Below are 21,815 nucleotides of genomic sequence, written 5' to 3'. Positions count from 1 at the left end.
TGCGGCGGCGCCCGGCGCCGGGGGCTCTCTCAGGCGGTGGTTCGGGCCGGTCGCGGTGGCTTGGCCTTGGGCTTGCCGGCGGTTTCAGCCTTCTGCGCGCGCGCCAGCGCCGTCTGGCCCTTCTTTTCGTGAGCACGCACTTCCGCGATATTGGCCTGCAGCTCGGCGAGCTGGCCCTCGAGTTGCGCGCGGTGGGCACCCAATATGCTGAGGAAGCGCTCGAGCTGCGGCACCGTGTCGCGCGGGCTGTCGTACATGTCGAGGATGTCCTTGGCCTCGGTCAGGCTCAGGCCCAGGCGCTTGGCGCGCAGCGTGAGCGTGAGCCGGGCCCGGTCGCGCGCGCTGTAGATGCGCTGCAGGCCCGCGCGCTCGGGCGTGAGCAGCCCCATGTCCTCGTAGAAGCGGATCGCCCGCGTCGTCAGGTCAAATTCCTTCGCGAGCTGGCTGATGGTGAAGGTTTGCGCTGGCATGAGGGCTTGTTCAGGGAACACGGGAGGCGCCGGAAAGGGGGCGTTGCGGGGGCGACAGCACATTTGCGCCGCGCTCTCTACAATGGTGCCCTCAACCCATGACGTTTACGTAAACGTCAATCCTACATGAATCTGCTCGAACGCGAACTCCACTACCCCCTCGGCGACACCCTGCCCGCCCCCGGCGAGGCCCTCGAAGTGGCGCCCGGCGTGCGCTGGATCCGCATGCGGCTGCCGTTCGCGCTCGACCACATCAACCTCTGGCTGCTGCGCGACAACTACCGCGGCGTCGAGGGCTGGACCGTGGTCGACTGCTGCATCTCGCGCGACGAGGCGCGGGCCCAGTGGGAGCAGGTGTTCGAGACCCAGCTGCAGGGCCTGCCGATCGTGCGCGTGATCGTTACCCACATGCATCCCGACCACATCGGCCTGGCCGACTGGCTGTGCAAGCGCTGGAACGTGCCGCTGTGGATCAGCTCCACCGACTACCACGTGGCACGCGTGCTCTGCAGCAGCGGCGACACGCTGGCGGGCGGCGAGCATGCCGCGCGCTTCTTCAGCGCGCACGGCCTGGCCAACCCCGAGGCACTCGACAAGATCCGCGGCCGCACCAACTACTACGCCAACATGGTGCCCTCGGTGCCCGAGAGCTTCGTGCGCATGCTCGACGGCGACAGCGTCGACATCGGCGGCCATGCCTGGCGCTGCATCAGCGGCTACGGCCATGCACCCGAGCACATCGCGCTGTACTGCGACGATCTCAAGCTGCTGCTGGGCGGCGACATGATGCTGCCGCGCATCTCGACCAACGTGAGCGTGTACGCGGGCGAACCCGAGGCGAATGCGCTGCGGCTGTTCCTCGACAGCATCGAGCGCTTCAAGTCGCTGCCCGCCGACACCCTCGGCCTGCCCGCGCACGGCAAGCCCTTCACCGGCATCCACCGTCGCGTCGAGCAGCTGCAGGAGCACCACCGCGACCGCCTGGCCGAGCTGCTCGAGGTCGCGCTGGCGCGGCCGATCACGGCTTTCGAGGGGCTGCCGATCCTGTTCAAGCGCGAACTCGACCTGCACCAGATGACCTTCGCGATGGGCGAGACCGTGGCGCACCTGCACCTGCTCTGGTATTCGGGGCAGGTGAAGCGCGAGCTGGGCGCGGACGGCATCTACCGCTTCGGCGCCCTGCACTGAAGCCGGCGCGGCGCGGCGCAGCGCGGCGGACGGCCGCGCATAGACTCGCGGGCATGAACATGTTGCACACGCTGGCCGAGCTGCGCGCGGGCCGGCTGGCCGGCGCCACGCGGCTCGACCTGGGCTGCGGCCTCGAGGAATTTCCGCGCGAGATCCTGGACCTGGCCGACACGCTCGAGGTGCTGAACCTCACGGGCAATGCGCTCGACCGCCTGCCCGACGACATGGGCCGGCTGCACCGCCTGCGCGTGCTGTTCTGTTCCGACAACCGCTTCACGCGGCTGCCCGAATCGATCGGCGACTGCGCGAACCTCGACATCGTGGGCTTCAAGGCCAACCGCATCGCCGAGGTGCCGGCCGCGGCGCTCGCGCCCTCGCTGCGCTGGCTGATCCTGACCGACAACGCGATCGAGCGCCTGCCCGACACGCTGGGCGACTGCGCGCGCATGCAGAAGCTGATGCTCGCGGGCAACCGCCTGAGCACGCTGCCCGAAACACTGGCCGGCTGCACGTGGCTCGAGCTGCTGCGCATCTCCGCCAACCGTTTCGCCACGCCGCCCGGCTGGTTGTGGTCGATGCCGCGCCTGTCGTGGCTGGCCGCCGCGGGCAATGCCTTCGACGCGCGCGACGAGGAGGCCGCGGCGATCGCACCCGCGGTGCCGCGCATCGACTGGCATGCGCTGCGGCTGGGTGCGAAGCTCGGCGAAGGTGCCTCGGGCGTGATCCACGAGGCGCTGCTGAACGAGCGGGAGCCGGTCGCGGTCAAGCTGTTCAAGGGGGCCGTCACCAGCGACGGCTGGCCGCGCAGCGAGCTCGCGGCCAGCATCGCGGCTGGCGCCCATGCCACCCTGATCGGCGCGCAGGGCCGCATCGACGGCCATCCCGAGGGCACGCAGGGCCTGGTGATGGCGCGCGTGCCGGCCTCGTTCCGCACGCTCGCGGGGCCGCCGAGCCTGGCCTCGTGCACGCGCGACGTCTATGCCGAGCAGGCCCGCTGGTCCGCCGCCACCGCGCTGCGCATCGCGCGCGACATCGCTGCGGCGATGCGGCACCTGCATGCGCGCGGCCTGGTGCATGGCGATCTCTATGCGCACAACATCCTCTGGCATCCCGAGCAGGGCGCGCGCCTCGGCGACTTCGGCGCCGCCTGGTTCGCCGATGCGCTGCCCGCAGACGACGCGGCACGCGCGCGGCAACTGGAGGTGCGCGCCTTCGGCTGCTTGCTCGAGGAACTGGCCGCGCGCTGCGATGAACCGCCTTTCGCGATGACGGCGCTGCGCGATCGCTGCCTGCAGCCCGAGGTGGCCGCGCGCCCCTCGGCTGCCGAGATCGCCGCGCTGCTCGAAGAGGCCCTTGCATGAGCCGCGGCCGCCTCGCCCATCCGCCGCTGCCGATGCGCGACGGCGTGAGCGCGAGTTGCGTCGGCCTGCCGACCGAGGACCACTGGCCCACCATCGCCGATTTCCTGATCGCGCGCTTCACCGCGATCGCGCCCGAGGCCTGGATGCGGCGCATCCGCGACGGCGAGGTGGTCGACGAGCACGGCGTGCCCGTCACGCCCGAGCGCCGCTACCAGGCGCCGCTGCGCGTCTTCTACTACCGCGCGCTCGACACCGAGCCGGCGATCCCGTTCGAGGAGCAGGTGCTGTACCGCGACGAACACCTGCTGGTGGTCGACAAGCCGCACTTCGTGCCGGTCACGCCCACCGGCAAGTACCTGCACCAGAGCCTGCTGGTGCGGCTCAAGCGCAAGCTCGGCATCGAGGCGCTGTCGCCGCTGCACCGCATCGACCGCAGCACCGCGGGCCTGCTGCTGTTCTCGCTGCGGCCAGAGACGCGCGGCGCCTACCAGACCATGTTCGCGCAGCGCACGGTGCACAAGGAGTACGAGGCGATCGTGCCGCTGCCCGGCGGCGAGGCCGCCGCGGCCGCGCTGCCCTCGGTCTACCGCAGCCGGCTGGTCGACGACGCGCACTTCATGCAGGTGAAGGAGGCACCCGGCGAACCGAACTCCGAGACCGGCATTGCGGTGCTGAAGGTCTTCGACGGCCTCGCGCATCTCGCGCTCTCGCCGGTCACGGGCCGGCGGCACCAGCTGCGCGTGCACTGCATGGCGCTGGGCATGCCGATCGTGAACGACCCCTTCTATCCGGTGCTGACACCGGTAGCCACCGACGACTTCGAGCGGCCGCTGCAGCTGCTGGCGCGCTCCATCGCCTTCACCGATCCAGTGACCGGCGAGCCGCGCCGCTTCGACAGCCAGCTGCGCCTGCTGCTGGCGCCAAGGTGACGCCCGCGGCGCGGCGCCGGCACTAAGCTGCGGCCTCCGGCTGCCCTTGCCTTTCTTCCATCGGGCGGCCCCAGGCACACCAGGAGACGCCGCACATGGACACCACCCGACTCTTCTCGCTCCAGGGCCGCACCGCCCTCATCACCGGCGGCTCGCGCGGCATCGGCCGCATGATCGCCGAGGGCTATCTCGCGCAGGGCGCGCGGGTCTACATCTCGGCGCGCAAGGCCGAGGCCTGCGACCAGACCGCCCAGGAGCTGTCGGCCCTCGGGCATTGCGTGTCGCTGCCGGCCGACGTGTCGACGCTCGAAGGGGCGCAGGCGCTGGTCGATGCGTTCGCGAAGCACGAGTCCTCGCTGGACATCCTGGTCAACAACGCCGGTGCCGCCTGGGGTGCGCCCTATGCGGAGTTTCCGGAGAGCGGGTGGGACAAGGTGGTCGACCTGAACCTCAAGACGCCGTTCTTCCTGACGCAGGCGTTGACGCCGCTGCTGAAGAAGGCGGCCGCGGGGGGCGACCACCTCGCGAAGGTGATCAACATCGCCTCGATCGACGGGATCTCGGTGAATCCGCAGGAGACCTACTCGTATGCGGCGAGCAAGGCGGGGCTGATCCAGCTCACGCGGCGCATGGCGCTGCGGCTGGCGCAGGACGGGGTCGTGGTGAGCGCGATTGCGCCGGGGGCCTTTGCTTCGAGCATGAACAAGGATGCCCGGGACCATGGGGATGAGATCAAGGGGCGGATTCCGGCGGGGCGGATCGGGAAGCCCGAGGACATGGCGGGGGCGGCGATCTTTCTGGCTTCGAATGCGGGGGACTATGTGATGGGGTCTACGTTGGTGGTGGATGGGGGGGTGACGCACGCGCGTTGATTTGTTTGCTGCGCTTTTGTTGAGGCTGTTGGCCGGGTCTCGCCCCGGCGGGCGAGTCACTTTCTTTTGCTTCGCCAAAAGAAAGTAACCAAAGAAAAGGCGACCCCACTGTCTGTGTCCCTCCGCTTCGCTGCGGGCAACCTGCGGTGCTCGGCTACGGCGGGGGTCCGCAGAACTCGCTGCGCTGCGCTCCGCTCAGACAGCTGCGGCCCTGATCCCGCCTACGCCTGCGCTCCTCGGCACAGCCAGAGGGGAGTGGGGCGGGCCATCGCTTCGCTCGGCCTTTGGGGACTGGCCGGGCCTTCGCGTTGCTCGGCCGGTACCATCTGTCTCATGTCCTCTTTTCCTTTCGCCGCGGTCCTTTTCGACTGCGACGGTGTCCTCGTCGACTCCGAACCCATCACCAACCGCGTGCTTGCCGAGATGCTCGGCGAACTGGGCTGGCCTCTCACCACCGACGAATCGATGCGCATCTTCACCGGCAAGGCGGTGAAGGACGAAGCCGACCTGATCGAGTCGAAGACCGGCTTTCGCATCACGCCCGAATGGCTGCACGGCTTTCGCGAGCGCCGCAACGAGGCGCTCGAGCGGGACCTGACGGCGATTCCGAATGCGCCCGCCGCGGTGCGCGCGCTGTTCGAGCAGCTCGACGGGCGCATCGCCTGCGCCTCGGGCGCGGATCGCTTCAAGGTCGAGCTGCAGCTCGAGAAGGTCGGCATCCTCGACTGCTTCGCGGGGCGGATCTTCAGCGGCCACGAGATGCCGCGCTCGAAGCCGGCGCCCGACGTGTACCTCGCGGCGGCGGCGGCGCTGGGCGTGGATCCGAAGCGCTGCGCGGTGGTCGAGGACACGGTCACGGGCGCGATGGCGGGCGTGGCGGCGGGCGCGACGGTGTTCGGCTACAGCACGGGCGAGTCGGGCCACAGCGGGCCCGAGGCGCTGCGCAGCGTCGGCGCGGTGCAGGTGTTCGGCGACATGGCCGAACTGCCGGCACTGCTCGCGGCGCATCGGCCCGTCGGCTGAAGCGAACACCCACCGGCGGCAGGGCTGCCGGCTTTCTGTTCGAATCGAATCACGACCGGCCGCCGGCGGCGGCTGCACACCATCCAATGCCCACCAGGAGCCCCCGCGCATGACCTCCGAGTACAAGACCGAACAGCCCGAACGCAGCGAGATCGACGCCCTGCAAGGCCCCGCGGTGGTCGAGTTCGGCACCAACTGGTGTGGCGTCTGCAAGGCCGCGCAGCCGGACATCGCCGCGGCCTTCGTGCAGCATCCGGGCCTGCGCCACATCAAGGTCGAGGACGGCAGCGGGCGTCCGCTGGGCCGCTCGTTCGGCGTGAAGCTGTGGCCCACGCTGGTGTTCATGCGCGACGGCCGCGAAGTGGCCAAGCTGGTGCGGCCCACCGACAGCGCCTCGATCGCCGAGGCGCTCGCGAAGATCGCTCAGCCCGCCTGAACGCGCCGGCCGCGCGCCGGCTTCGCCATCGACAGGATCAGTCGGTAGAGCGCCTGCGCGGCGGGCGACAGCACCGTGCCCTTGCGCGACAGCAGCGCGAAGCTGCGCCGCACCGTGGGCTGCGCGAGCGCGATCAGCACGATGCGCGGGTAGGTGCCGTCCTGCACGGCCAGCTTCGGCACCACGGCGGCGCCCACGCCCTGCGCCACCAGCCCGACGGCGGTCGAGCTGCGCTGCACCTCGTAGACGAAGGGCAGGTTCAGTCCGCTCGGTGCCAGCGCCGCATCGAGCAGCGGGCGGTTGCTGCTGCCCGGGCCCGGCACGATCAGCGCGTGGCCCTCGAGTTGCGACCAGGCGATGCTGCGGCGGCGCGCCAGCGGATGGTCGTCGCGGCAGGCGAGCACGAAGCGGTCCTCCAGCAACGGGATGCGCTCCAGCTCGGGCTCGTAGGACTCGGCGATGCTGATGCCGAACTCGGCCTCGCGCTGCAGGATCGCGCCGGCCACGCCGGCCGACGAGTGGTCGAGGATCTTGATGCGGTTGCCGGGGAACAGGGCGCTGTAGGCCTGGATCACCGCGGGCAGGAACTGCACGCCGACCGTCGGCACGCAGGCCAGGGTCACGTTGCCGCGCGAGGCCTGGCCGGCCTCGCGGATGCCGAGCATGGCCGAGGAGATGTCGGCGAGCAGGCGCCGCGCCTGCGGCAGGAAGTTCTGGCCGATCACCGTGAGCGCCAGCGAGCGCGTGGTGCGTTCCACCAGCTGCACGCCGAGCACCGCCTCGAGGTTCTGCAGCCGGCGCGTCAGCGCGGTGGAGGTGATGTGCAGCGAATCGGCGCCGGCATGGAAGCTGCCGTGCTCCGCCACGGCGAGGAATGCCTGCAGGCCGAGCATGTCCACTTTCATGAGGCGATTGCAGCAATGGTCCAGATAAATTCATTTTACGCAGCCGCATTGCAGGCACAGAATCCGCCGCCATGAACATCACGGTGCTGGACGACTACTTCGACACGCTGCGCACGCTGCCCTGCTTCGCCAAGCTCGACGGGCACGAGGTGACGGTGTGGAACGACCACGTGGACGAACCCGACGCGCTGGTGCAGCGGCTGTCGCAGGCCGATGCCGTGGTGCTGATCCGCGAGCGCACCGCGCTGCGCGCGCCGGTGCTCGAGCGACTGCCGCGGCTGCGGCTGATCAGCCAGCGCAGCGTCTATCCGCACATCGACGTCGAGGCCTGCACGCGGCTGGGCATCGTGCTGTCGTCGGACCCGCATGCGGGCACGCCTTCCTACGCCGCGGCCGAGCTCACATGGGCGCTGCTGCTGTGCGCGGCGCGGCGGATTCCGCAGCAGATGGCGTCGTTGCAGCGCGGCGGCTGGCAGACCGGCGTGGGCAGCACGCTGCGCGGCAAGACGCTCGGGATCTACGGCTATGGCCGCATCGGGCAGGCGGTGGCGGGCTATGCCGAGGCCTTCGGCATGCAGGTGTGCGTGTGGGCGCGGCCCGAGTCGATGGCCCGGGCGCGCGCGGACGGCCGCGAATGCGCGCCGGACCGAGAGCGCTTCTTCGGCGACTGCGATGCGATCTCGCTCCACATGCGGCTGGTGCCGGCCACGCGCGGCATCGTGCGGCGCGAGGACCTCGCGCGCATGAAACCCGACGCGATCCTCGTGAACACCAGCCGCGCCGGCCTGATCGAGCCCGGTGCGCTGGTGGCCGCGCTGCAGGCCGGCCGGCCCGGCATGGGCGCGGTCGACGTCTACGAGACCGAACCGCTGGTCGATCCCGCCGATCCGCTGCTGCAGCTGCCGAACCTGGTCTGCACGCCGCACATCGGCTACGTGACGCGCGAGGAATACGAGCTGCAGTTCTCCGACGTGTTCGACCAGATCGTGGCCTTCGCGCGCGGGCAGCCGAGCAATGTCGTCAACCCCGAGGTGCTCGGCCGCCTGCGCGCCGCGCCCACCCCGGCATGAACGAGGCGCTGCAGCGCCTCGCCGCCGCGGCCCGGCTCGAGGACGCGGCGCAGGAGCCGCTGCGGTTGCGCTTCGGCTTCGCCTGCGTACAGCGCGTGCGGCATCTGCTGGAAGCGCCCGAGGCGCTGCAGTGCCTCGACGGGCTCGGCGCCTACCTCGAAGGCCGCGGCAGCCGCGCCGAACTCGCGCAGGCGGCGCAGCGCATGGCGCACATCGCCGCCAGCCACCCGGGCTCGGCCTCGATCGATGCGTCGGCCCATGCGGCGGTGTCCGCGACTTATGCGGTGTTCCAGGCCGTGGCCGGGCGCGCCTTGCAGGCCGCCGAGTACGCGGCCTACGCCTCGGTCTATGCCTATGGCGCTTACGCGATCGCGGACCCCGAGGCCTTCGCCGAGGAGTTCGCGTGGCAGACCCGGACCTTTGCCGCGTTGAGCCGGGGTCACGCGGCGGCTGCCTGAAGCCCGGCGCGGGTTAATCCCGAGCGCCAGGCATTCCGCGCCGCGCCGCCGGCCGCCACAATTCCGGCATGCAGCCGACGCCGCCGCAATCCACCTGGCAGGTCTCCGATGCCGCCCTCGGCCGGCCGTCGTCGGCCGTGCTCGACCTGCGCGCGGTCTCGCTGCTGCTCGATGCACCGCGCGACGCGGCGCCGGCGCGCGCGATGCTGCATTTCCTCAATGCGCTGCTGCCGGTGGAGTTCATCTCGCTGGTGTCGCATGGCGACGAGGCACCGGCGCAGATCGAGGGGCATGCCTTCCACGCGGCCACGCCCAATGTCACGCGCGACTGCTTCGCGCAGTACCGGCGCCACTTCTACCGCTTCGACGACGCCACGCGCATCGCGCGGCAGATGCGCGTGCAGACCCGCGAGTCGGCCGCGATGACGGTGCTGCACATGCGCTCGCCCGACATCCCCGATGCCGGCTGGCGCCAGCAGATCTACGAGCGCGAGCACCTCTCGGAGCGGCTGGCGCTGCTCTACATGCCGGCGCCGCGCACCGCCTTCTCGATCAACCTCTACCGCAGCGAGGCCATGGGCCGCTTCGCGCCGCAGGAGATCGAGCGCGTGCTCGCGGTGTCGCCGCTGCTGCGGCAGGTGCACCGCAACCTGGTGGGCGCGGGCGGGGTCGGGCCCGACATGGACACCCGCATCGCGCTGGCCCGCGCGCGCATCGCGGCATTGGCGGTCGCCCTGAGCGCGCGCGAACTCGACGTGGCGGCGCGCATCGCCTGCGGACTCACGGCCGACGGCATCGCGGCCGACCTCGACATCGCGCCCTCGAGCGTGGTCACGCTGCGCAAGCGCGCCTACCTCAAGCTCGGCATCCACGACCGCGCCGCGCTGGTGCGGCTCGCGGCCTGACCTTCCCTCGCCGACCGTCGCTCCCGTCGTCTTCGCCGTCCCCTTCGCGGGGGACGCGCCGCCCGGCCGTTCGCCCCACGATCGCGGCAGCGGCGGGCACACGATCCCGCCGCACACGATGGAGACGAGAACGCGCATGTTCATCCGCAACTGCTGGTACGTGGTCGCCTGGGACCACGAGATTCCCGCCGAGGGCCTGTTCAACCGCACCGTGATCGGCGAGCCGCTGCTGCTGTACCGCACCGCGCAGGGCGAGGTGGTGGCGCTCGAGGACCGCTGCTGCCATCGCCACGCGCCGCTGTCCAAGGGCCGGCGCGAGGGCGACTGCGTGCGCTGCGGCTACCACGGGCTCAAGTTCGATGCGCGCGGCCTCTGCGTCGAGGTGCCGGGCATGGCGACGGTGCCGCCGCGCGCACGGGTGCGCAGCTACCCGGTGGCGGTGCGCAACCGCTGGGTGTTCGTGTGGATGGGCGAGGCCGAGCGGGCCGACACGGCACTCCTGCCCGACAACTTCTCGTGCGACCACCCCGAGTGGCGCCACATCCCGGGCTACCTGCACTACGACACGCCCTACCTGCTGATCTGCGACAACCTGCTGGACTTCTCGCACCTGAGCTACGTGCACGAGAAGACGCTCGGCGGCTCGACCGCGATCGCGCAGGCGCGACCCGAGATCGAGAAGATCGAGCGCGGCCTGCGCGTGACGCGCCGGGTGGAGAACGTGCCGCCGCCCGCGCACTGGGCCGGTGCGCGGCCCTTCGCGCCCGAGGCGCGCTTCGACCGCTGGTTCGTCTACGACTTCGTGCTGCCGGGCACGCTGCTGATGCAGTCGGGCGGCCGGCCGGTGGAGGATGCCGAGGGCGACATGCGCCATGCCGTCGAGCTGCACAGCTGCCAGACCCTGACGCCCGAGACCGAGACCAGCACCCATTACTTCTTCCAGCAGGCGCACCGGCTCTCGCTCGGCGGCGAGCAGCTCACGCGCACGCTCTACGACAGCCTGATCGTGGCCTTCAACGAGGACCGCGACATGATCACCGCGCAGGCCCGCAACATCGAGCACGCGCCCTCGCTGCCGATGCTGCCGCTGGCCATGGACTCGGCGCTGGTGCAGTTCCGCCGGCTGGTGGCGCAGGCGCTCGAGGACGAGCGGCGGAACGAGGTGCCCTCGCAGCCCGAGCGCGCCGCGAGCTGCTGACGCGCGGCGCCAGACAACACGAGAACCCACGAGGAGACAAGACCCATGCTCAAGCTGCTTTCGATCGCCTGCGCCGCGCTGGCCTTCGCCGTTCCCGCCGCCGCCCAGGAGGCCTACCCGTCGCGGCCGATCCGCATCGTCGTGCCCTATCCGGCCGGCGGCGCCACCGACTACGTGGCGCGCACCGTCGGCGAGCGCCTGTCGAAGGCGCTGGGCCAGCCGGTGGTGGTCGACAACAAGGCGGGCGCCGCCGGTGCCATCGGCGCCGCCGAGGTGGCGCGCGCCAAGGCCGACGGCTACACGCTGCTGATGACGATCACGGACTCGCAGATCAACAACACCGCGCTCTACCGCACGCTGGCCTATGACCCGCGCAAGGACTTCGCGCCGATCACGCAGATCGTGCGCAGCCCGGCGCTGATCTCGACCCATCCGGGCTCGGGCCTGCGCAGCCTCGCCGACCTCAAGGCCAAGGCCGGGCCCGGTGGCGCGAAGCTCAGCTATGCCTCGTGGGGCATCGGCGGCCTGGGCCACCTGGCCGGCGAGAGCCTCAACCGCAGCCTGGGCGGCGGCATGGTGCACGTGCCGCAGCGCGGCGAGGGGCTGGTGGTCACCGACCTGCTGTCGGGCACGGTCGACATCGGGCTGTCGTCGGTGGCGAGCGCGATGCAGCACGTGCCGGGCGGCAAGATCGTGCCGCTGGCCGTGCTCGGGCGGCAGCGTTCGAGCACCTTGCCGCAGGTGCCGACGATGCACGAGCTGGGCTTCGACGACCCGCTGTACGACAGCAACGTCTGGATCGGCCTGCTGGCGCCCGCGGCCACGCCGAAGCCCATCGTGGAGCGGCTCGCGAAGGAGGTGCGCGAGGTGGTGGGCGCGCCCGAGGTCGGCCAGCAGTTCGTGGCCCGCGGCTTCGAGATCATGAACAGCACGCCCGAGCAGTTCGCCAGCGCCTACCGCGCCGAGTTCGACGTCATCACGCGGCGCATGCGCGAACTCAGCATCGAGGCGCAGTGAGCGCCGGGTTCAGCGCTTGCCGGAGCGGCGCGCGGCCTGCGCCTTGTGGCGCCGCTCGGCCAGCGCGATCGGGATCAGCGCCCAGGCCTTGGCGCCGTCGAGCGGCGCCACCGGCACCAGGTTGAGCAGCGCGAACACGAGGTTGAAGTAGCCGAGGAAGGCGACCACCGGCCCGAGTCCGCGCACGCTCGCCAGCGGCGTGGTGGCGGCCAGCGCGATCAGCGGCAGCGCCACCATCATCTGTGCCGCGACGCCGCCCCAGGCCACGATGGCCTCGTCCTTGTGGCTGTAGGGCTCCTCGTAGTCGCACACGCCGTGGATCACGCCGAGGTAGATCGCGAACGGCCGGTAGCCCATGCGGCGGGCGAAGCCCGCGTGGCCGGCCTCGTGCAGGAAGATGATGCCGAAGTAGGAGACGATGGTGATGACCGCGAGCAGCGGCGTGCGGATGCACAAAAGGAACAGGCCGGCCCCGACCAGGAGGGCGGACCAGTGGATGTAGACCCGGGCGCCGAAGACCCGGAGCTTGCGAATCCGCGCGTAACCGTTCATGGAGGGAGGTCTCGGGTGCGTGGCGTCCCGGGCGCTGGCGTGGCGGCCTGCTGGCGGAAGTCCCTGGGTGCGAGTCCCGTCCATTGTAGAAAAGCGCGCGAGAAGCTCTTCTCGTTGCGAAAGCCCGCCGCCAGCGCGACCTGCTTGATCGGCCGGTGGGTGCGCCGCAGCAGGTCGACCGCGAGCTCGTGCCGCACCTCGTTCTTGAGCGCTTGCAGCGAGCTGCCTTCCTCCTGCAGCTGGCGGTGCAGCGTGCGGCTCGACACGTTGAGCAGCGTGGCCAGCGCCTCGGCGGTGGTGGTCTCGGCGGCGCGCGAGCGCAGCAGCTCGCGCACGCGCTGGCCCAGCAGCCGGTCGCGCCGGTACTGCAGGATCGTGAGCGGCAGCGCGCGCTTGAGCATGGTGCGCAGCGCGCGCTCGTCGCGCTGCAGCGGCAGCGCGAGGTAGCGCTCGTCGAAGGCGATGCTCGCGCGCGCGGCGTCGAAGCGCACCTCGGGCGTGAACATCGCCGCGTAGGCGTCGCGGTGCGCCGGCGCGGGAAAGGGAAAGCCGGCGTGCCGCAACGAGATGCGCGAATCGATGGCCCAGCACATGTAGCCGTGCATGAAGCGCAGGCTGGTCACGAGGCAGAACTCGCGAAAGGCCGGGTCGAGCGGCCGGTTCTCGCCGATGCGCAGCGTGGCCACGCCGCCCGCCACCTCGAGCGCGAGGCCGATGTCCTCGGTCAGCAGCCGGTGGTGGCGGCACCAGCGCTTGATCGCCACGCCGAGGTCGGGCGAGGTCAGCGAGGCGCGGCACAGCATGCCGTAGCTGCCCCAGGGCAGGCGGCGCGAGAACCAGCCCAGCGCCTCGTCATCGAGCTCCTGCATCGCGTGGCCCGACAGCGCCTCGAACTGCGCCGCCGTCACGCGCGCGCCGGGCCGCGCGAGCTCGCGCGGCGTGATCTGTGCCGCCTTCAGCGCCTCGGACGGGTCCTGGCCGTAGCGCTCGTAGCCCTTGACGATGGCTCGCACGAAGGCCATCGGCGTGACCGCGCGGGCGGGGCGGAGGAAGGAGGGGGAGGACATGGCGAGGCGGTGCCGGCGTGGCGCAAATTGCAACCATTGTGGCGCCAATTGCGGCGCCGCGAGGCGTAAGCTGGCGCCTTTCCAGCGCGTCGTGGCGCGGGCAGCCCCACGCGCCGGCCCCCTTCAGAGGAGACAACACCCATGCACGATCCCGGCCTGAACTTCGACCTGGGCGAGACCATCGACTCGCTGCGCAGCGCGATCCAGGACTTCGCCGCGAATGAAATCGCGCCCCGCGCCGCCGACATCGACCGCGAGAACCTGTTCCCGCACGACCTCTGGAAGAAGCTCGGCGACCTCGGCCTGCACGGCATGACCGTGAAGGAGGAGTACGGCGGTACCGAGCTCGGCTACCTGGCCCACATCGTGGCGATGGAAGAGGTGTCGCGCGCCTCGGCCTCGGTCGGCCTGTCGTACGGCGCGCACTCGAACCTGTGCGTGAACCAGATCCACCGCAACGGCAGCGAGGCGCAGAAGAAGAAGTACCTGCCCAAGCTGGTGAGCGGCGAGCACGTGGGCGCGCTGGCCATGAGCGAGCCCAATGCCGGCTCCGACGTGGTGAGCATGAAGCTCAAGGCCGAGAAGAAGGACGGCTACTACGTGCTCAACGGCGGCAAGATGTGGATCACCAACGGCGGCGACGCCGACACGCTGGTGATCTACGGCAAGACCGAGCCCGAGATGGGCGCGCGCGGCATGACCGCCTTCATCGTCGAGAAGGGCTTCAAGGGCTTCTCGGCCGGCACCAAGCTCGACAAGCTCGGCATGCGCGGCTCCAACACCTTCCCGCTGTTCTTCGACAACTGCGAGGTGCCCGAGGAGAACGTGCTCGGCGGCGAGGGCCAGGGCGCGAAGGTGCTGATGAGCGGCCTCGACTACGAGCGCGCCGTGCTCTCGGGCGGCCCGCTGGGCATCATGGCCGCCTGCATGGATGCGGTGCTGCCCTTCATCCACGAGCGCAAGCAGTTCGGCCAGAGCATCGGCGAGTTCCAGCTCATGCAGGGCAAGATCGCCGACATGTACTCGACCTGGCAGGCCACGCGCGCCTACGTGTACGCCGTGGGCAAGGCCTGCGACCGCAACGACCATGCGCGCACCTTCCGCAAGGACGCGGCCGGCGCGATCCTCTACTCGGCCGAGAAGGCGACCTGGATGGCCGGCGAGGCGATCCAGGCGCTCGGCGGCGTGGGCTACACCAAGGAATTCCCGGTCGAGCGGCTGTGGCGCGACGCCAAGCTCTACGAGATCGGCGCGGGCACCAGCGAGATTCGGCGCATGCTGATCGGGCGCGAGCTGTTCGCGGAGACCGCATAGTTCGGTTTTTCTCCCTCCCCCTCCTCTGGGGGAGGGCAGGGGTGGGGGCTTGCGGCGGTCGATGAGCCCCTCCCTGAACAGCCGCCGCAGGCCCCCATCCCGGCCTTCCCCCAGAGGGGGAAGGAGCAAGGCAAGGAGACAAGGACATCAACATGACTGCAGCACTGACCGAGAGCTACGGCAAGGGCGCCACCGACGTCCCCCTCATCGAACAGACCATCGGCGACTTCTTCGACGACATGGTCGAGCGGCAACCCGATCGCGAGGCGCTCGTGAGCCGCCACGAAGGCCTGCGCTTCAGCTACCGCGAGCTGCAGGCCGAGTCGGACCGGCTCGCCAGCGCGCTGCTGAAGCTGGGGCTTGCGCCGGGCGACCGCGTGGGCATCTGGTCGCACAACAACGCGCCATGGGTGTTGATGCAGATCGCCACCGCCAAGGTCGGCCTGATCCTCGTCAACATCAATCCCGCCTACCGCACCGCCGAGCTCGAGTACGCGCTCAACAAGGTCGGCTGCAAGGCGCTGGTGACGATGGCGCAGTTCAAGACCAGCGACTACCTCGGCATGCTGCAGGAGCTCGGCCCGAAGCGGCTGCCGCAGCTGGCCCACACCTTCTGGATCGACAAGGCCGGCGAGGGCGCCGAGGTGCCCGGCATGCGGCGCTTCTCGGCGCTGCTGGCCAGCGGCGACGCGGCCGACCCGAAAGTGGCCGCGGTGCAGAAGACGCTGAAGGCCACCGACCCGATCAACATCCAGTTCACCAGCGGCACCACGGGCTTTCCCAAGGGCGCGACGCTGACGCACCGCAACATCCTCAACAACGGCTTCTTCATCGGCGAGTGCATGAAGCTCGGGCCGGACGACCGGCTGTGCATCCCGGTGCCGCTCTACCACTGCTTCGGCATGGTGCTCGGCAACCTGGCCTGCCTCACGCACGGCTCGGCCATCGTCTATCCGAACGACGGCTTCGATCCGCTGACCGTGCTCGAGACGGTGCAGGCCGAGAAGTGCACCGGCCTGCATGGCGTGCCCACGATGTTCATCGCCGAGCTCGACCATCCGCGCTTCAAGGAGTTCGACCTCTCGACCCTGCGCACCGGCATCATGGCCGGCTCGCCGTGCCCGATCGAGGTGATGAAGCGCGTGGTCAGCGAGATGCACCTGGAGCAGATCACCATCGCCTACGGCATGACCGAGACCAGCCCCGTGAGCTGCCAGAGCAGCACCGACACGCCGCTCGACCGCCGCGTGTCGACCGTGGGCACGGTGCAGCCGCACCTCGAGGTGAAGATCGTCGACCCCGAGACCGGCAGGACCATGCCGCCGGGCCAGTCGGGCGAGCTCTGCACGCGCGGCTACTCGGTGATGCACGGCTACTGGGACGACGAGCCCAAGACGCGCGAGGCCATCGATGCCGAGCACTGGATGCACACCGGCGACCTCGCGACCATGGACGCCGAGGGCTACGTCAACATCGTGGGCCGCATCAAGGACATGGTGATCCGCGGCGGCGAGAACATCTATCCGCGCGAGATCGAGGAGTTCCTCTACCGCCATCCCAAGGTGCAGGACGTGCAGGTGGTGGGCCTGCCCGACCGCAAGTACGGCGAGGAGCTCTGCGCCTGGATCATCGCCAAGCCCGGCCAGAGCGTCACCGAGGAAGAGGTGCGCGAGTTCTGCAAGGGCCAGATCGCGCACTACAAGGTGCCGAAGTACATCCGCTTCGTGCCGGCCTTCCCGATGACCGTGACCGGCAAGATCCAGAAGTTCAAGATCCGCGACGAGATGAAGGCCGAGCTCGGCCTCGACGAAGCGCGTACCGCCTGAACACGGGGGCCCGCGCGCCCCGTTCCCGACATTGACTGCACCATGACCCAACTCGAAACCAAACTCAACGCCCGCTCGGCCGACTTCCAGGCCAATGCCGCCGCCATGCGCGCGCTGGTCGACGACCTGCAGTCGCAGTTCGCCGCGGTTGCGCAAGGCGGCGGCGAGGCCGCGCGCGCCAAGCACACGGCGCGCGGCAAGCTGCTGCCGCGCGAGCGCGTGGCCGAGCTGCTCGATCCGGGCACGCCCTTCCTCGAGCTGTCGCCGCTGGCCGCGCACGGCATGTACAAGGGCGACGCGCCCGGCGCCGGCATCATCGCGGGCATCGGCCGGGTCAACGGCGTCGACTGCATGGTGGTGTGCAACGACGCCACCGTGAAGGGCGGCACCTACTATCCGATGACGGTGAAGAAGCACCTGCGCGCGCAGGAGATCGCCGAGCAGAACCGGCTGCCGTGCATCTACCTGGTCGACTCGGGCGGCGCCAACCTGCCGAACCAGGACGAGGTGTTCCCCGACCGCGAGCACTTCGGCCGCATCTTCTACAACCAGGCCAACATGAGCGCCCAGGGCATCGGCCAGATCGCCGTGGTCATGGGCTCGTGCACCGCGGGCGGTGCCTACGTGCCGGCGATGAGCGACGAATCGATCATCGTGAAGAACCAGGGCACCATCTTCCTGGGCGGCCCGCCGCTGGTGAAGGCGGCCACCGGCGAGGTGGTGACGGCCGAGGACCTGGGCGGCGGCGACGTGCACACGCGGCTGTCGGGCGTGGCCGACCACCTGGCGCAGAACGACCTGCATGCGCTGGCGCTCGCGCGCTCGGCGGTGGCGAACCTCAACGCGAAGGCGGCCGAGGGCCCGGCCAAGGCCGCGGTGCGCGAGCCCGCGTTCCCGCGCGAGGAGCTCTACGGCGTGATCCCCACCGACACGCGCAAGCCCTTCGACGTGCGCGAGATCATCGCGCGCGTGGTCGACGGCAGCGAGTTCCACGAGTTCAAGGCCCGCTTCGGCGCCACCCTGGTCTGCGGCTTCGCCGAGATCGAGGGCATGCCGGTGGGCATCGTCGCCAACAACGGCATCCTGTTCTCCGAGTCGGCGCAGAAGGGCGCGCACTTCATCGAACTGTGCTGCCAGCGCAAGACGCCGCTGGTGTTCCTGCAGAACATCACGGGCTTCATGGTGGGCCGCAAGTACGAGAACGAGGGCATCGCGCGCCACGGCGCCAAGATGGTGACGGCCGTGGCCACCGCCAACGTGCCGAAGTTCACCATCATCATCGGCGGCAGCTTCGGCGCCGGCAACTACGGCATGTGCGGCCGGGCCTACAGCCCGCGCTTCCTCTGGATGTGGCCCAACGCGCGCATCAGCGTGATGGGCGGCGAGCAGGCCGCGAGCGTGCTCGCGACCGTGCGGCGCGACGGCATCGAGGCCAAGGGCGGCCAGTGGAGCGCCGACGAGGAAGAGGCCTTCAAGGCGCCGATCCGCCAGCAGTACGAGGACCAGGGCCATCCCTACTACGCCACCGCGCGGCTGTGGGACGACGGCATCATCGACCCGGCCGATACGCGCCGCGTGCTCGCGCTGGGCCTGGCGGCCGCGCGCAACGCGCCGATCCCCGAGCCGAAGTTCGGCATCTTCCGCATGTGAGGAGGAACGCGGCATGAGCGACTTCACCAAGCTGCAACTCACGATCGACGGCGCCGTCGCGCGCATCTGGCTCGACCAGCCCGAGGCACGCAACGCATTCGACGACGTGGTCATCGCCGAGCTGACGCGGGCCTTCACCGAGGCCGGCGCGGCGGCGCAGGTCAAGGCCATCGTGCTGGGCGCCAACGGCCCGGCCTTCTGCGCCGGCGCCAACCTCAACTGGATGCGCCGCATGGCCGACTACAGCCGCGACGAGAACATCGCCGACGCCGGCAAGCTCGCCGCCATGTTGCGCACGATCGCCGAGTGCCCCAAGCCGACCATCGCGCGCGTGCAGGGCGATGTCTACGCGGGCGGCATGGGGCTGGTCGCGGCCTGCGACATGGCCGTGAGCGTGGACAGCGCCTGGTACTGCCTCAGCGAGGTCAGGATCGGCCTGGTGCCCGCCACCATCAGCCCCTACGTGCTGCGCGCCATGGGCACGCGCGCCTCGCAGCGCTACTTCCTCACGGCCGAGCGCTTCGGCGCCGCCGAGGCGCACCGCATCGGCTTCGTGCACGAGGTGGTGGCGGCCGATGCGCTCGATGCCAAGGTCGACGAGCTGCTGAAGGCGCTGACCGGCGCGAGCCCGGCCGCCGTGCGCGCCTGCAAGCAGCTGGTGGCCGACGTGGCGGGCCGCGAGATCGACGACGCGCTGATCGCGAAGACGGTCGAGGGCATCGCCGACATCCGCGCCAGCGACGAGGGCCGCGAGGGCGTGCAGGCCTTCCTGCAGAAGCGCAAGCCGTCCTGGCTCGCGGGCGCGTCGTCCTGACCGGCTCCTTCATCCCATGACCGCGCTCGACATGCCCCAGCTGCTCGCCCTGGCCGCCGCCATCGGCTGGGCCAGCGGCGTGCGGCTGTACCTGGTGGTGCTGCTCACGGGCCTGGTCGGCTACCTCGGCTGGGTGCCGCTGCCGGGCGGGCTGCAACTGCTCGCGCATCCGGTGGTGATCGCGGCCAGCGGCTTCATGGTGTTCGTCGAGTTCTTCGCCGACAAGATCCCGGGCCTCGATTCGCTCTGGGACGTGGTCCACACCGCGATCCGCATTCCGGCCGGCGCGGCGCTCGCGGCCAGCGTGTTCGGTGTCGACCACGGCGCGATGGCGCTGGTGGCGGCGCTGCTCGGCGGCGGCTTCGCGGCCACCGCGCATGCGGCCAAGGCCACCACGCGCGCGGCCATCAACACCTCGCCCGAGCCGTTCTCGAACGTGGGCGCCTCGCTGGTGGAAGACACCATGGTGCCCGCGGGCCTGTGGCTGGCCGTGGCGCATCCCTTCGTCTTCCTCGTGCTGTTCGTGCTCGTGCTGGTCGCGAGCGTGTGGCTGATCCGCAAGAGCTGGCGCTTCCTCAGGGCGCTGTTCTCCCGCGTCGCCCGCATCTTCAGCGGCCGGCCCGATCCGGGCGTCGTGCCCGCGTTTCAACTGAAAAAGAATCCTCCGGGAGACTCGTCCAATGTTTAAGAAGATCCTGATCGCCAATCGCGGTGAAATCGCCTGCCGCGTGGCCGCCACCGCGCGCCGCATGGCGATCCGCACGGTCGCCGTGTACTCCGATGCCGACGCGCATGCCAACCACGTGCGCGCCTGCGACGAGTCGGTTCACCTGGGCGGCAGCGCGCCGAAGGACAGCTACCTGCGCTGGGAGAAGATCCTCGAGGCCGCCAAGGCCACGGGCGCCGAGGCGGTGCATCCGGGCTACGGCTTCCTCAGCGAGAACGAGGAGTTCGCGCAGGCCTGCGCCGACGCCGGCCTGGTCTTCATCGGCCCGCCGCCCTCGGCGATCAAGGCCATGGGCCTGAAGGCCGAGTCGAAGCAGCTGATGGAGAAGGCCGGCGTGCCGCTGGTGCCCGGCTATCACGGCCACGACCAGGACCCGGCGCTGCTGCAGCGCGAGGCCGACCGCATCGGCTACCCGGTGCTGATCAAGGCCAGCGCGGGCGGTGGCGGCAAGGGCATGCGCGCGGTCGACAAGGCGGCCGACTTCGAGGCCGCGCTGGCCTCGTGCAAGCGCGAGGCCATCAACAGCTTCGGCGACGACGCGGTGCTGATCGAGAAGTACGTGCAGCGCCCGCGCCACATCGAGATCCAGGTCTTCGGCGACAGCCACGGCAACTACGTCTACCTGTTCGAGCGCGACTGCTCGGTGCAGCGGCGCCACCAGAAGGTGCTCGAGGAAGCGCCCGCGCCCGGCATGACCGAGGCGATGCGCCAGCAGATGGGCGAGGCCGCGGTGGCCGCGGCGCGCGCCGTGGACTACGTGGGCGCGGGCACGGTGGAATTCATCGTGGAGCAGCGCGACGGCGGCGAGATGAACTTCTTCTTCATGGAGATGAACACCCGCCTGCAGGTGGAGCATCCCGTGACGGAAGCCATCACCGGCCTCGACCTCGTCGAATGGCAACTGCGCGTCGCGGCGGGCGGCACGCTGCCCGTGCAGCAGTCCGAACTGCGGATCCACGGCCATGCGATCGAGGCGCGCATCTGCGCCGAGAACCCCGACAACAACTTCCTGCCCGCCACCGGCACCCTGCGCATCTACCGCAAGCCGCAGGCCACGGCCTTCCAGCGCAGCCGCGTGCGCATCGACGACGGCGTGCGCGAGGGCGGCGAGATCTCGCCCTTCTACGACTCGATGATCGCCAAGCTGATCGTGCATGGCGCCACGCGCGACGAGGCGCTCGCGCGGCTCGACGCGGCACTGGCGCAGACCCATATCGTGGGCGTGGCGACCAACGTGCAGTTCCTGCGCGGCGTGCTGGCGACCGAGTCGTTCTCGAAGGCCAACCTCGACACCGCGCTGATCGAGCGCGAGCGCGCCGTGCTGTTCGACCGCGAGACCCTGGGCCTGCCGCTGGCGGCGGCCGCGGCCGTGGCGCGCACCGCACTCGCCGCGGCGCCCACCGGCAGCATCGACCCCTTCGCGCGCCGTGACGGCTGGCGCGCGCTCGGCGAGTACACGCGCCGCTTCGACTTCGAATTCCGCGGTGCCGAGCAGAGCGCGCTGCTGACCTACAAGCGCGACGGCAGCCTGTGGCTCGAGGCCGGCGGCGTGGCCGGTCCGCTGGTCGTCGGCCGCCTGCCCTCGGGCGAGCTCGAGCTCGAGTTCGCGGGCCAGCGCCAGACGCTCGACGTCTACCTCGACGACGCCACGGCCCATGTCTTCGCCGCGGCCGGCGCGACGCGGATCACCGCCATCGACCGCCTCGCCCATGCTGGCGACACGCAGGCCGAGGGCGGTCGCCTCACGGCGCCGATGCCGGGCAAGGTCGTGTCTTTCGCGGTCAAGGCCGGCGACAAGGTCAGCCGCGGCCAGCCGCTGGCGGTGATGGAGGCGATGAAGATGGAGCACACCATCGCCGCGCCGGCCGACGGCACGGTCGAGGAGCTGCTGTTCGCGCCGGGCGAGCAGGTGGCCGAGGGCGACGAACTGCTGCGCATGGCCGCAGTGGCCTGAATCCGCGGCCCCGGTCCACGGGGCTTGCAAGCTGTTACCAGATGGCGGCGCCGGTTTTAACCCCGGCGCCGCCGGCAGG

General features: G+C 70.5%; 21 protein-coding genes. 17 read left to right on the top strand and 4 right to left on the bottom strand.

Annotated features, from left to right (window positions below):
• Positions 1-29 precede the first annotated feature (29 nt).
• A complete protein-coding gene (locus AC07RV_RS40775) occupies positions 30-470 on the bottom strand; it encodes a MerR family transcriptional regulator (protein WP_296781222.1) in 441 nt (146 codons plus the stop codon).
• Positions 471-596: 126 nt separating this feature from the next.
• On the opposite strand from AC07RV_RS40775, the gene AC07RV_RS40770 reads away from it, so the two are divergent.
• From AC07RV_RS40770 to AC07RV_RS40745, 6 genes are all read left to right on the top strand, one after another.
• On the top strand, positions 597-1,658 hold the full coding sequence (locus AC07RV_RS40770; RefSeq protein WP_093348245.1) for an MBL fold metallo-hydrolase: 1,062 nt from the start codon (positions 597-599) through the stop codon (positions 1,656-1,658).
• A gap of 59 nt (positions 1,659-1,717) precedes the next feature.
• Entirely contained in the window at positions 1,718-3,019 is a 1,302-nt protein-coding gene (locus tag AC07RV_RS40765; RefSeq protein WP_296781232.1) for a leucine-rich repeat-containing protein kinase family protein, read from the top strand.
• Complete coding sequence (locus AC07RV_RS40760; protein ID WP_296781221.1) at positions 3,016-3,948, top strand: pseudouridine synthase; 933 nt, start codon at positions 3,016-3,018, stop codon at positions 3,946-3,948. Before AC07RV_RS40765 ends, AC07RV_RS40760 begins: the two co-directional genes overlap by 4 nt.
• Positions 3,949-4,043: 95 nt before the next feature.
• Entirely contained in the window at positions 4,044-4,820 is a 777-nt protein-coding gene (locus AC07RV_RS40755) for an SDR family oxidoreductase (RefSeq protein WP_296781220.1), read from the top strand.
• A gap of 333 nt (positions 4,821-5,153) precedes the next feature.
• The gene (locus AC07RV_RS40750; protein ID WP_296781219.1) at positions 5,154-5,843 is read left to right on the top strand and encodes an HAD family hydrolase; all 690 of its coding nucleotides are present in this window, start codon (positions 5,154-5,156) and stop codon (positions 5,841-5,843) included.
• A 109-nt stretch (positions 5,844-5,952) separates the two neighbouring features.
• A complete protein-coding gene (locus AC07RV_RS40745) occupies positions 5,953-6,279 on the top strand; it encodes a thioredoxin family protein (RefSeq protein WP_296781218.1) in 327 nt (108 codons plus the stop codon).
• Here the strand turns inward: AC07RV_RS40745 and AC07RV_RS40740 are convergent.
• Positions 6,267-7,184 (bottom strand): LysR family transcriptional regulator, encoded by a 918-nt coding sequence (locus AC07RV_RS40740; RefSeq protein ID WP_296781212.1) that lies wholly within the window; start codon positions 7,182-7,184, stop codon positions 6,267-6,269. The genes AC07RV_RS40745 and AC07RV_RS40740 overlap by 13 nt on opposite strands.
• A 71-nt stretch (positions 7,185-7,255) precedes the next feature.
• On the opposite strand from AC07RV_RS40740, the gene AC07RV_RS40735 reads away from it, so the two are divergent.
• The 5 genes from AC07RV_RS40735 (at position 7,256) to AC07RV_RS40715 (ending at position 11,832) form a co-directional block, all read left to right on the top strand.
• Complete coding sequence (locus AC07RV_RS40735; RefSeq protein ID WP_296781210.1) at positions 7,256-8,254, top strand: D-2-hydroxyacid dehydrogenase family protein; 999 nt, start codon at positions 7,256-7,258, stop codon at positions 8,252-8,254.
• Positions 8,251-8,712: a hypothetical protein gene (locus tag AC07RV_RS40730; RefSeq protein ID WP_296781209.1), complete on the top strand. Its 462-nt coding sequence runs from the start codon at positions 8,251-8,253 to the stop codon at positions 8,710-8,712. The genes AC07RV_RS40735 and AC07RV_RS40730 overlap by 4 nt, the downstream gene beginning before the upstream one ends.
• Before the next feature lie 68 nt (positions 8,713-8,780).
• Positions 8,781-9,617 carry a helix-turn-helix transcriptional regulator gene (locus AC07RV_RS40725; RefSeq protein WP_208510932.1) on the top strand — a complete coding sequence of 279 codons (837 nt, stop codon included), beginning with the start codon at positions 8,781-8,783 and terminating at the stop codon, positions 9,615-9,617.
• A gap of 136 nt (positions 9,618-9,753) precedes the next feature.
• Positions 9,754-10,815 carry an aromatic ring-hydroxylating dioxygenase subunit alpha gene (locus tag AC07RV_RS40720; protein WP_296781231.1) on the top strand — a complete coding sequence of 354 codons (1,062 nt, stop codon included), beginning with the start codon at positions 9,754-9,756 and terminating at the stop codon, positions 10,813-10,815.
• A gap of 45 nt (positions 10,816-10,860) precedes the next feature.
• Positions 10,861-11,832 (top strand): tripartite tricarboxylate transporter substrate-binding protein, encoded by a 972-nt coding sequence (locus AC07RV_RS40715; protein WP_296781208.1) that lies wholly within the window; start codon positions 10,861-10,863, stop codon positions 11,830-11,832.
• A 9-nt stretch (positions 11,833-11,841) separates the two neighbouring features.
• Here AC07RV_RS40715 and AC07RV_RS40710 read toward each other — a convergent pair whose 3' ends face one another.
• Positions 11,842-12,384 carry a zinc metalloprotease gene (locus AC07RV_RS40710; RefSeq protein ID WP_093348215.1) on the bottom strand — a complete coding sequence of 181 codons (543 nt, stop codon included), beginning with the start codon at positions 12,382-12,384 and terminating at the stop codon, positions 11,842-11,844.
• Entirely contained in the window at positions 12,381-13,451 is a 1,071-nt protein-coding gene (locus AC07RV_RS40705) for an AraC family transcriptional regulator (protein ID WP_296781207.1), read from the bottom strand. Before AC07RV_RS40705 ends, AC07RV_RS40710 begins: the two co-directional genes overlap by 4 nt.
• Positions 13,452-13,592: 141 nt before the next feature.
• Here AC07RV_RS40705 and AC07RV_RS40700 point away from each other — a divergent pair, with 141 nt between their 5' ends.
• From AC07RV_RS40700 to AC07RV_RS40675, 6 genes are all read left to right on the top strand, one after another.
• Entirely contained in the window at positions 13,593-14,765 is a 1,173-nt protein-coding gene (locus AC07RV_RS40700; protein WP_057590699.1) for an isovaleryl-CoA dehydrogenase, read from the top strand.
• A gap of 152 nt (positions 14,766-14,917) precedes the next feature.
• Positions 14,918-16,591: an AMP-binding protein gene (locus tag AC07RV_RS40695; protein ID WP_093348210.1), complete on the top strand. Its 1,674-nt coding sequence runs from the start codon at positions 14,918-14,920 to the stop codon at positions 16,589-16,591.
• A gap of 42 nt (positions 16,592-16,633) precedes the next feature.
• Complete coding sequence (locus tag AC07RV_RS40690; RefSeq protein ID WP_057590701.1) at positions 16,634-18,241, top strand: carboxyl transferase domain-containing protein; 1,608 nt, start codon at positions 16,634-16,636, stop codon at positions 18,239-18,241.
• A 13-nt stretch (positions 18,242-18,254) separates the two neighbouring features.
• Positions 18,255-19,055, top strand: coding sequence for an enoyl-CoA hydratase/isomerase family protein (locus AC07RV_RS40685; RefSeq protein ID WP_296781205.1), 801 nt, complete (start codon positions 18,255-18,257; stop codon positions 19,053-19,055).
• A gap of 16 nt (positions 19,056-19,071) precedes the next feature.
• Positions 19,072-19,743, top strand: coding sequence for a DUF4126 domain-containing protein (locus AC07RV_RS40680; RefSeq protein WP_208510927.1), 672 nt, complete (start codon positions 19,072-19,074; stop codon positions 19,741-19,743).
• A complete protein-coding gene (locus tag AC07RV_RS40675; protein ID WP_296781203.1) occupies positions 19,736-21,736 on the top strand; it encodes an acetyl/propionyl/methylcrotonyl-CoA carboxylase subunit alpha in 2,001 nt (666 codons plus the stop codon). Before AC07RV_RS40680 ends, AC07RV_RS40675 begins: the two co-directional genes overlap by 8 nt.
• The last annotated feature ends 79 nt before the right edge of the window (positions 21,737-21,815 follow it).

This window comes from Variovorax sp. GW821-FHT09B01 (assembly GCF_059418345.1).
The sequence above is the reverse complement of the archived record's forward strand: the minus strand, read 5'-3'. Positions and strand labels throughout refer to the sequence as shown.